The following is an 11017-nucleotide window of genomic DNA, read 5'->3' on the forward strand; positions in this document are numbered from 1 at the left end:
CATTCGATAGATAGTGAAGTAACAGTTTATGTATGTCGAACAATTAAGATGGCTTTCTGCCATCTCTTGTCCGAAGCCAATTCATCTCCCACCTACTCACTTCGCGTTCCTTGAGGAAGGAGTCTTCTTGGCTAAAATGATAAAGATGGTGTACATATGAGATTAACAAGTGAATGTGTAGAGTCTAACACTTGAGATATTGAACTTGCAATTATGTGAGTTAATAACTGAAAGGAGAACTTATAACATGACATTGACAGATCTCCTTTATCAATGGTTTTAAATAGAAGAAAAATCGTTAATAAATCTAGTTGAATACGAAGGTCTCTTTATTAAACTAAAATGTTCATATCAAACCATATGATATGAAAAGAGCAATGATTTTAGTATGTTTTATACACACTGTACATATACACTTTATATATAGAACTTGCATATAAGTTGTATAGAAATGAAATATGTTAAATATGTTGATATGAAATTGATATAGTAGCCACAAAACCTTTATTTTAAAGGGTTTATATATACGGCTTATATATAAAGTTTATGAATAGAGCGTATGGATGCTTTGTGAAGTGTTTTAACATGAAATGTTTGTAATTTGATATTTTTTATAAAGGATTATTCAAAAGAATGTCAAATTAAATATTAAATTTATAGTTTTATAGAAGGTATTGTTAATTATATGAAACCTGAAATTGATATATATTATATACAGCGTGCATGTACGCTGTATATATTCGTGTTTATATATCAACATTTTAACTAACTTTAATACTTGTACGCTTTATATGTAAGTTCTATATATAATCACTTGATATACGTCTTATATTAATGTAATATATTCGTAGGAATAATTAACCAACGTTTTAAGGGGGAGGAAACTTGAACGAGGTATTGAGCGAAAAGTATAAAGTAATTAAATTTCCTGCTGAAGTTGTGAACATGTTTGCAGACATTCTTGAAGAGGACGAAATACTTTATAATGTATTTCATTACATAGGATCTGAGGTAAATAAACAATACCAAGAGACGAAATATATGAGAGGCATCTCAATAAATGAAATAGTAGGTAATGTTGTAATTGATAGGAGAGTTAAGAAATTAAAGGGAAAATCATACTCATTAGAGGTTGAACGAACCAATATATCAAGAAGATCAGCTGAAGTAAGTGTTAGTACATTATCTTCAATGTCATTAATAACTGAAAAAATTATGCACCCTTATAAATTTTTAATCTCAACAATTAGAGGGCAGCAGGTGTTAATTGAACTTGGAAAACGTAAAGAAACGAATAGATAAGAAAAAGGAGAGATAAAATAATGGCGAAGAACTTTCTGAAAAACGAAGTAGCAGTAAAAATGACAATGGTTGGTTTTGGTCAAGCCGGAACTAGAATGGTAGATAAATTTGCTGAATATAAGCATACGGATGGAACATCTGTGTACAACTGTCTTGCTTTAAATAGTAACGATGGTGATTTAGCCGAATTAAAAAATGTGCCTAAAAGTAACCAAGTATCACTAAAATTAGGCGGACTAGGAAAGAATCCAGAACGTGCTGTAAAAGTACTAGAATCAAATGATGAAGCGAAAGAAAAGTTAAAAGAATTCATCACAGAGCGTGTAAGACCAACAGATGAATTGGTACTATTTTTTGCTGGATTAGGCGGTGGAACAGGTACTTCTACAATCATTAAAGCAATTGAAGAATTCTCGGCTTTTCATAATAAACCTATAATCGCTGAAGAACTTAAAAGTATGGCAATGAAAATTTCTAGAGAGGAATTAATAGCAAATCAACAAAAGTATGCAAGAATTGCATTCAATAATGCAATTGAGCGTAAAGATTTTATTAAAATGGGTATTGTTGTGACACTCCCTGTAAGAGCCGATGGGCCTGATGTACTAAGACAAGTAAATAAATTCTCTCAAGAGATTTGGAAGTTAGCAAATGAACCAGCAAAAGGTGTTGCATTCGTTGTTTTCGCGGATAACCAACATTTCTATGATGAATTTAAGGGATTAAACGAAAATGAGAAAAAAGGTATTGCTAATTCACGAGACTATGCTAATCAGCGCATTGGTGAAATCATCCATGAATTAAATACAGCTTCTAATGGCGCAGGAACATCTGTTATTTTAGATTCTCAGGACTTTAAACGTATTTTATTAGAGAAAACTGGCTGTCTAGTTATTAATAAAATTTCTCGCAATATGAATCAAATCGAAAATAGTAAAGAAATAGTAGATATGTTCTCAGAATCGTTGAAAGGAAGCTCTTTCCACCCTCCTATAGAATTAATGAAAAAGAACGATGATGGTGAGTTGGAGGCTTCTAAGGTGCATCATTTTGGAATGCTTGCAATTCTAGACGAACAAAAGAATATTGATGATTCATTTATGGATGATGCAAAAGTAGAAGTTACGAATACATTACCAATCAACGGTACGGTATTTAATGGGTATTTAATTAGTAAAAATGATTTTATGGGCAGTGTGTATACGTTCTATAAAACTGATGCATTACCGTCCCGTTTGTCTAAAGGTTTAGTTGAAGAATTCAATGAATTTAAAGAGAAGCAAAATCAAATTCAGTTTAAAAAATCTCAAATTAGTACAATTGAAATGCAAGATCAAGACGATGATTTCAGTATTAATTTTGGTGATTACATCGATATGGGAACTAGTAATGAGGAACCATCAGCAGATGCTGAGAATGATGAAGAATTAGCTGCATTTATGGATCCAGACAAAATGTTTGGTACATCAAAATAAAAAAAGAGGTCTGGGAATATCCCGGGCCTCTTTTTTATTCTGATGTCATAATAGATTGCATATACTCTATCATATTTTCGTTTAAATAATTCTCTATAAAAAGGTGTTTTTTTGCTAGATCTTCCTCTTTTTTAAACCAACCAACTTTTTTCACACGCTCTTCCTCAGGCTTTTCATTCCAGAGTTTTTCAGCTTGTCTTCTTAACTCTTTACGAGCTCTATGTTCAATTATTATGTTATCAAGTCTCTCTTGTCTTTGACGTTCTTTCATAGCAATTGGATCTTCAGGTTGAGGCAATGCTTTTAATACATTTTCAAATTTCTCTTGGAATTGTATTTCGATGTTTTGTAAATATGCTTGAACTTTTTGTTCCACCAATTTTTCAATTGTCTCAGCTGCGTCTTGAAAATCAATTTGAGATAATACTTCATTAGAGTGGTTTTCAGGAGATACTGGCCTTAGTTCGAATTGATGCGGCAAAAGTTCGATTATGGCATCTAAAGACCACTTTTCATCCCTTTTCTGTTTTATGAAAAGTGCTATATTTAAATCCAATGAATTATATAGCTTTTCATTTGTATTATTGGTTCTAAGTGTCCCGTGCAATCCCTTCTCTTCTAACGTATTGAACCAATTATAAACAGTATTATGGTGTCTACCTACTAACTTAGAAAACTCTGTTATTCGCCAGGCTTTTTCAAAAGCGTCTTCGTGTAATGAGTTCTCATCATCTACCATGGTTTGTTCTGATTGATTTTCCTGCGTAATCATAATATTACCTCCTTAACAGTATGTAATTGTGCTGATAAATGACATTAACATGAAATATGAGATTGATATGTTAAGTGTTTTTCGACGATATTAATAGGAATTCCTTCCTTATCTAATATTAACATGAAAGATAACATTAACATGTTACATTCAAAGTGTTAACAGCACATTAACAAAGTGCGGTTTATTCCCGCTAAATGTTAATGTTTTGTTAACTGGGACTTAAAATGCATCAATGTTATATAGGATTAATTAGGTAACTTTGCCCCCTATATCCTTATAAATTGTTGCTATGAGATTGACATTTTTATTCACTTAATATTAATGATAAGTAAATATAACCGATTTGTAAATAAATTATGAGGATATAGCATTGAACTTTCAAAAATAATAGGTATAAATATGATAAAAAGAGTCCATATTATTAATAATTTCAGTATGAGCCTGTTTCATTCATAACACTTGAGAGTATAGAACGGATATCTGTTTGACTAATAGAGGCAGTGTCTCTATTTAACTGATCCCAAGACTAGTAAAGTAATTTTCGATAATAACTATTATAGGTCTATATGAACGTTAAATTCTAATTTGATGACTGTATAGGATAGTTAATTTATTGGTTGTTAGTCGTTTGAAACACTATAAAGTACTATTCGCTTTGTTGATTAGCTTAAATGATTATTTTGTAAGTGTAAATCACAAAGAAAAAGCTTTTACTAATAGGATCTATATGGACTTTATTAATTGTAAATAATATTCAATCGTTGTGAACCTGGTATATTAATAGCGCTACTAATAAGGATCTACATCTATCAATGTTTTGTTAATGTCTTGTCATCGATAGAATTAAGTATGGTTGATATAAGATTAACAATTATGTTGTTCTAAACATTAACATGTTAATGTTTCTTGATATGTCAATCTCATTTCTAGTACGTATGCGGACCTGTTTCTGTAGAATGTCAACCTTATGTCAATACTCGCAGGGATAATATCTTTAATTAAAATATTGTTCCTTCAATTACATATCCAAGAGTGGATTTAAAACTTCTAAAGCTTATATTACAAAGTAATTTTGCTCAAATTAAGATAGTATTCTATTGATATGAATTCACTATAATGGGCAGTGCTTTGCTTGATAGTCTGCATTTCTTAATAATTTTCAGCGCGGAATTTCTAGCGATTTATAAAGTGTGGTTCTTAACTAGTGTGGATTTTCGCATTTTAATTCTCATCCTAATAAAGTTGTAGTTTTATAGATCTGTTGTTAATGTTTTGTCTTTATTAAAAACAATGATAGTTAACATAACATTGATATTTTTATTCTCTTGAGGATTAACATGTTAATGTCTGTTGATGTGTCAATACCATTCTAGGTATGTATTTAGATCCTACTTAGCGAAATGTTAATGTCATATTGATACTCCGGGAGAAGAATTTCTTTATATGAAGTACTAAATCTTCAATTATGCATCTAATAGTAGATCGGGAATCTCTAAGTTGCATGTTACAAAGTAATTCTGATATTACTTTATTAAATACAATCAGATACACTGGATGTAATTTTACTTTACAGTCTATATGTTCTATTAATCTTCCGCTCGAAATTCTCTTATCAATATATAAAGAAACACTCTTTATATATTGATAAGGAATCATTGTATTTATTGAGTGATTTTTAAATGCTGTAAATTTTTGTATTTCAACTCTCATTCTAATAAACCTATGGTTTATCGATGTATTGTTAGTTTCTAGTTATCATTAATAGTAAGTGGAGTTGACATGAGGTTAACACTTTAATACTCCCTGAGGTTAACATGTTAATGTATGTTGATATGTTAATCTCATTTCTGGTCTGTATTTTGATTCGATTTTGCGATATGTTAATCTCGTGTTAATATCCTTTAGGGAGAATTTCTTTGTATGAAGTACTAATTCTTCAATATGTATACCGATTGCACAACTTTTTAGAGTAACAGTATCAGTATGTCCAAGATTTAGAGATTACTTACATGCATTTTAAATTTTTTGCATCTGAACTGTTTATACTATTTGTAGGATTTTCCGCTTTTTTGTCGAATATACTTAATGCAAGGAGGGACATTACATGATTATTAAAGACTATTTCATCAATCTTTCTATTTTTTCTTTACTTGTTAGCGCAGCAATATTTATTCAAGTGTTTACGATTCATTCCAGGCGATATTTTGAAAAATTCTATGGGGGAATCATCGCAGTTACTTTGATGTTCTTTTCGTTTCCGTACATGGGATTTTCCTACGATCTCCGGGCTGTTCCTCTTATTCTTTCTTTTATTTACTTTGGTCGCATTGCTGGTTGGATTACATTAATTAGTATTATTATAATGCGCATCTTTTACATTGGTGGGTATTGGGAACCACCTGTGATGGCTTATTTCGGTATGGGTATTCTATTTACTATTTTTAAAACTTATTTCAAAAGCCTTCATCCATTTAAAAGTGCACCTCTATACTTTTCTGTTTTTGTGGGTATGAAGTGGTTAGTAGGTGTATTCTTTATTACTACAGTGCTTTACACTCCAGGCTTAGTATTTATAGCTTTAGGACTTTTAATTGGTGTTTTTCTTATGGAAGCTTACCAAAGATTATATTACTTAACACAGGACTTATCTAAAATGAATCAAAAATTAAAAAAATCGAAGCAAGAACTCAAAGATACCGTACATGAGCTTCAAGGGGGTATCTTTAAATTCAAAAAAATGGATAAACATTTTATACACACTTTGTGTGATGGACAGTTTTATTATCAAAACGGAATTTATTCTGAACGGGTGGTAGGAAAAAGCTTACGTACTATTGATGCTTCTATTATTCCTCCCCATTTAGTTCCACAATTAATGAAGTATTATCTTCAAGCGTGGGAAGGGAAAGAAATTATATTTGAATTACCCTGGCCGAATGATAAAACTATTATTCTTATTGCGCTTAGACCGATTAAACGAAATGGACAAGTTATTGAAGTTGTTGGTTCTACAGTCGATATAACCGAAAGGAAAAAGGTAGAATCAGAATTAAGGGCAACTAAAGAATTACTGGAATCATTTATAAAACATAATGTAGATGCGATTACCATATCTGATCGGGAGGGACATATTTTACAAGCTAATAAAGCTTATGAAAAGATATTTGGTTGGTCATCACACGAAATCATAGGTAAAAGATTACCTTGTGTGCCTGATTTCTTAATGGATGAATCACTTGGAAATATCCAGAAAATTCTAACAGGGGAATCCGTAGTTACGAGATTAGAAACAGTTAGACAACGTAACGATGGAAGCCTTCTTGATGTCAGTCTGACAGTTTCACCTATTCTAGATGTAAGGGGAAATGTGATAGCTTTATCTGCAATATGTAGGGACATTTCCGAAAGAAAACAAGCAGAAAGAGAACGGCAACGATTACATCAACAATTAAGAGATAGTGAAATGAAATATCGTGCACTAATTGAACAAGCAACTGATGCAGTATATGTTGTAGAATTGAATGAGGATCAATTTCCAAGTCGATTTATTGAGGTGAATCCTGTTGGGTGTAACAGATTTGGATATAGTAGAGAAGAGCTTCTCTCGATGCCATTCCCCAATAATGTACCACAAGATTCTCCAATTATCATACAGTTGTTAGAAAAAATTAGAGAGGGACAGACTTCTTTCACTTTGCAAGATGAACATATTTTTCCAACCGGAAAAACAATAACAACCGAGTTTAGTGTCCGTATTTTTAACTTGAATGGCAAAAAAGTTTTCTTAAGTATCTCTCGTGATATCACTGAACGGTTAAAAACAGAAGAATTATTACGAAAATCTGAAAAACTGGCTGTCGTAGGACAATTAGCCACTGCAATAGCTCATGAAATTAATAATCCATTAACCGCAATGAAAGGGTTTATGCAATTACTAAAATCAACAGAAAATGAGAATAATCAGGGGTATATAAATATAGTATCATCAGAGATTGAGCGTATAGAAAGTATTACGAATGAATTTATGGCGGTAGCCAAACCACAGGTGGTAAGGATACAACCTAATGATATTAGTGTGCTAACTGATCAAGTTTTATTGATACTGCAACCTCAAGCAATGATGAATAATATACAAATTAGAACAGATTATACACCTGGTATTCCATTGATTCCATGTGAAGGAAATCAATTAAAACAAGTATTTGTTAATATTTTAAAAAATGCAATTGAATCCATGCCAATGGGAGGAGAAATTCTGATTCAAATTGATAAACTTGATAATGATCAAATAAGCATTCGTTTTATCGATCAAGGGTGTGGGATCCCAAAAGAACGTATACCATATCTAGGAGAACCTTTTTACAGTATTAAGGAAGAGGGGATTGGCTTAGGATTAATGATTTGTTATAAAATTATTGAAACACATCAAGGAAAGGTATTTATTGAGAGTGAAGTAAATAAAGGAACAACAGTTGAAGTTACTCTCCCTATTTGTACAATTCAAAAGTAATACCTTTCTTTACAGATTTTCCGAACGGGAAAGCCCATCCCCTTTAGGGGTGGGAGTGTCAATAACTGCTCTTTTTTAGTTTCCTGAATAGCTCCTACTATACTGTTCATGGTTTTGATACAAAAATTCTAAGACTCTTGCAAGTAATCTCCTGAACTTGGATTAGATATTGCAGAATTATTGATTGAAATGCACAAGGAAGAACGTGTTGTGAGGGATCGCGCAGACGGCAAGCAGGGAAGTCAATTTTGGATTACGCTTCCCATCGTATCAGAAAAAAATAGGACGGCTGAAAGACTTTTGTAACATTTATGTTATAAAAGTGAAAGACCTTCTTGCTAACATACTACTAAACAGTATGTTACAGGAGGTTTTTTACTTTATGAAAAGAAAATATGTCTGGTTTATAGGTGGTTTGATAATTGTAATGGGGATTTTATGGTCATTGTTCCGACCAGAGAAATTATTTATTGATAAGCACGTGAATGAAGCATTGCCACAAACAGAGGTACAATCAATTGAAGCAAAGCAACAAAGTGATCGAGTAATAAGTGAAGGACAGTTTCAAAACGGTGTCCATGAAACAACTGGAACGGCAAAAATTCATCAATTAGCAGATGGAAAACGTGTTTTAAGACTTTCTAATTTTGCAACATCTAATGGGCCGGATGTGCGAGTTGTATTAGTTCCTACGAATCGTTTGAAAAATAATGAAGACGTGAAAAACTATCCGTATATTGAATTGGGAAAATTAAAGGGAAATAAAGGAGACCAAAACTACGAAATTCCTGAAGGGATAGATGTAAGTGTATATGGTTTAGTTTCTGTTTGGTGTAAGAGATTTAATGAAAACTTTGGTGCTGTTTATTTTAAAAAATAAATATGAACATAAAAGTGAGTTTGTGTAACACAAGTATAATTCTATAGAGAAAGAAGGTAATTAATATAGATTAGAAGATTTTTCATACCAATTCCATTATGCGGAATTGGTATTTTTATTGCTCAATATTTTCAGTTTGTTACCTTACAACTGTGATTATGGAATTTCTTTTCTAAACGGACCTCCAGAACTGTTTATAAACAGTTCTGGAGGTCCGTTTCAAATTAACTTTCTTATCATAATATGAACTTATTCATCAATATACACTGGGGAGTTGAAGAATATGGTTTTTTTAATTAAATCATATACGACGGCCGAATGATCACTATTCACAAGGTACATTGAAAGATAGGACTGAAAAGCGGAATTTTTTGCTATCAAATTGGTATCAGTGAATTACCTATATGCGGTGCCATTCTGACATTGGCATTTATCCAAAAATGGGGAGATTTAGGGCCTTCACTATTTTGGCTTCCATGGGGAATAGCATTTGGGCTAACGACTATCGCTTACTATCAAAGAAGGCGAGGACAGTGTAAATATTGTAGAAGGTTTTAGCATTATTACTTTTTAATAAAAGGAGTTGTTCATTCACGATGTCAAATACTAAGAAAAAAAGCGAAACCGGAATTCATACTTTTAGATGGTTATCATTATGGCCCAAATGGATTGGGTATACGGCGGTTGTTTGGTCGTTGATGTATTTGATATTAGGTCAGTATTGGGCCTTGGGAGGAAAGGGTTTTCCATTTGGAATCGGAGATCCACAATCTGAATACTCTATGCTAGCTGATCTGAGGCCTGAAACCGGTGCACCTATAATGGTTGGATTTGGATTAATGGGAGTCATTGTAGCTGTCATGATGATTCATGGCTGGGGCAAGGGACTTTTACGAATAGTATTACTTATGTTTGTGTATATGTTAGTAGCAATTCTATTATTTGCAGTTATTGACTACCGTGTCTTGGCGTCAGCAGCATATGGATTTATCTTTTTGATTGGAGCACCATTTGATTTTCCGCATGGAGTGAAATTTTTTGAGCAGATGATGTACTGGACGATTGTAAATCAATATATTAGTATGCTAGGAGCATTTCTATGGAGTGCAACTGCTTTAGTATATCAACGCCAAACACGAAATGCTTGTCCGTATTGTGGCCGAAATAGTAATCCCTCTAAATGGACATCACAATCCTCAGCAATATCTTGGGGGAAATGGTGCACTTACGTTGCCATAATAATTCCAATCTGTTATTCCATAACAAGATGGTGTTGGGCTCTAGGCATTCCACTGGGAACTACCAAAGAATTACTTGATTCTTTTGAGCGTGATTCACCTGGAATTTGGTTAATGGGCGCATCCTTAGCTACCGTAGCTCTCGGAGGGGCAATTCTTACGCTGGGACTTATTAAGCCTTGGGGAGAAATTTTCCCGCGTTGGTTTCCGTTTATTGCTGGTAGGCGTGTACCTCTTTCATTAGCGATTATTCCTGCTTCACTGGTTTCTATAATGGTTACTTCAGCTGGTTTGATGTACATCCGGGGGTTTATTAATAAGGGGGGCCTAGATCATAGGGGATGGGCATTGGAAGGTCCAGAGTTATTATGGCCAATTTGGGGAGTGGCTCTGTTTGGTGCTACGATTGCTTACTATTATCGGAGGCGTGGTATGTGTAAATATTGCAAACAGGTTATAAAGTGAAAATTTATTTAGTGCGGAAGCGTACTGCCCGCGAATAGCAGGATAAATAATATCTTACAGGAAAACCAGACTCTTTTATAACTTAATTTTGAAGGAACAGATACTCTTTTCCTTTTATCGGCTCGTGAAGAAGTATGAAAATCAGAATTCATAATATAAAAGTCAGTTTAAAGCAATTGCAATAAGTACTTTGAATTGTAATCTTAAGTAAATAAAAAAAGAGAAGAACTCACCAATGCAGTGACCCCTGTCAAGTAGACAGTATTTAAAAAGCGCAACTAAGCAACCTGAGTTCTATATTTATATGGACTCAGGTTATTTAATTTCTTTTGAAATCTTTGATGGTTATAAAAGTGCATATATTTACGCACG

General features: G+C 32.9%; 7 protein-coding genes and 1 pseudogene. 6 read left to right on the top strand and 2 right to left on the bottom strand.

The genetic code is table 11. From position 1 onward, the window contains the following. The first annotated feature begins 885 nt into the window (after window positions 1-885). The gene (locus tag CQ058_RS29320; RefSeq protein WP_002144332.1) at window positions 886-1302 is read left to right on the top strand and encodes a hypothetical protein; all 417 of its coding nucleotides are present in this window, start codon (window positions 886-888) and stop codon (window positions 1300-1302) included. Between the two features lie 20 nt (window positions 1303-1322). Beyond that, on the top strand, window positions 1323-2777 hold the full coding sequence (locus CQ058_RS29325; protein ID WP_002144330.1) for an FtsZ/tubulin family protein: 1455 nt from the start codon (window positions 1323-1325) through the stop codon (window positions 2775-2777). A 34-nt stretch (window positions 2778-2811) separates the two neighbouring features. Here the strand turns inward: CQ058_RS29325 and CQ058_RS29330 are convergent, their stop codons facing one another. Then, the gene (locus CQ058_RS29330) at window positions 2812-3549 is read right to left on the bottom strand and encodes a terminase gpP N-terminus-related DNA-binding protein (RefSeq protein ID WP_105590161.1); all 738 of its coding nucleotides are present in this window, start codon (window positions 3547-3549) and stop codon (window positions 2812-2814) included. Between the two features lie 2107 nt (window positions 3550-5656). Here CQ058_RS29330 and CQ058_RS29340 point away from each other — a divergent pair. The 4 genes and pseudogenes from CQ058_RS29340 to CQ058_RS29355 all read left to right on the top strand — a co-directional run bounded on the left by CQ058_RS29340 (window position 5657) and on the right by CQ058_RS29355 (window position 10645). Beyond that, window positions 5657-8062 carry a PAS domain S-box protein gene (locus CQ058_RS29340; RefSeq protein WP_002191661.1) on the top strand — a complete coding sequence of 802 codons (2406 nt, stop codon included), beginning with the start codon at window positions 5657-5659 and terminating at the stop codon, window positions 8060-8062. A 156-nt stretch (window positions 8063-8218) separates the two neighbouring features. Further along, window positions 8219-8368, top strand: a pseudogene (locus CQ058_RS32550) (sensor histidine kinase); the annotation flags it as partial. Window positions 8369-8444: 76 nt separating this feature from the next. After that, window positions 8445-8942: a DM13 domain-containing protein gene (locus tag CQ058_RS29350; RefSeq protein ID WP_002191662.1), complete on the top strand. Its 498-nt coding sequence runs from the start codon at window positions 8445-8447 to the stop codon at window positions 8940-8942. Window positions 8943-9538: 596 nt separating this feature from the next. Continuing rightward, a complete protein-coding gene (locus tag CQ058_RS29355; protein ID WP_105590162.1) occupies window positions 9539-10645 on the top strand; it encodes a hypothetical protein in 1107 nt (368 codons plus the stop codon). A gap of 278 nt (window positions 10646-10923) precedes the next feature. On the opposite strand, the gene CQ058_RS32975 is transcribed toward CQ058_RS29355, so the two are convergent. Continuing rightward, window positions 10924-11016 carry an IS3 family transposase gene (locus tag CQ058_RS32975; RefSeq protein WP_098110948.1) on the bottom strand — a complete coding sequence of 31 codons (93 nt, stop codon included), beginning with the start codon at window positions 11014-11016 and terminating at the stop codon, window positions 10924-10926. Window position 11017: the final 1 nt, after the last annotated feature.

This window comes from Bacillus sp. MYb56 (assembly GCF_002976445.1).
Lineage (GTDB): Bacteria > Bacillota > Bacilli > Bacillales > Bacillaceae_G > Bacillus_A > Bacillus_A mycoides.

Excerpts from the sequence above, each read along its gene's own strand:
- CQ058_RS29325 (WP_002144330.1), top strand. The coding sequence starts at position 1,323 with ATGGCGAAGAACTTTCTGAAAAACGAAGTAGCAGTAAAAATGACAATG.
- CQ058_RS29330 (WP_105590161.1), bottom strand. The coding sequence starts at position 3,549 with ATGATTACGCAGGAAAATCAATCAGAACAAACCATGGTAGATGATGAG.
- CQ058_RS29340 (WP_002191661.1), top strand. The coding sequence starts at position 5,657 with ATGATTATTAAAGACTATTTCATCAATCTTTCTATTTTTTCTTTACTT.
- CQ058_RS29350 (WP_002191662.1), top strand. The coding sequence starts at position 8,445 with ATGAAAAGAAAATATGTCTGGTTTATAGGTGGTTTGATAATTGTAATG.
- CQ058_RS29355 (WP_105590162.1), top strand. The coding sequence starts at position 9,539 with ATGTCAAATACTAAGAAAAAAAGCGAAACCGGAATTCATACTTTTAGA.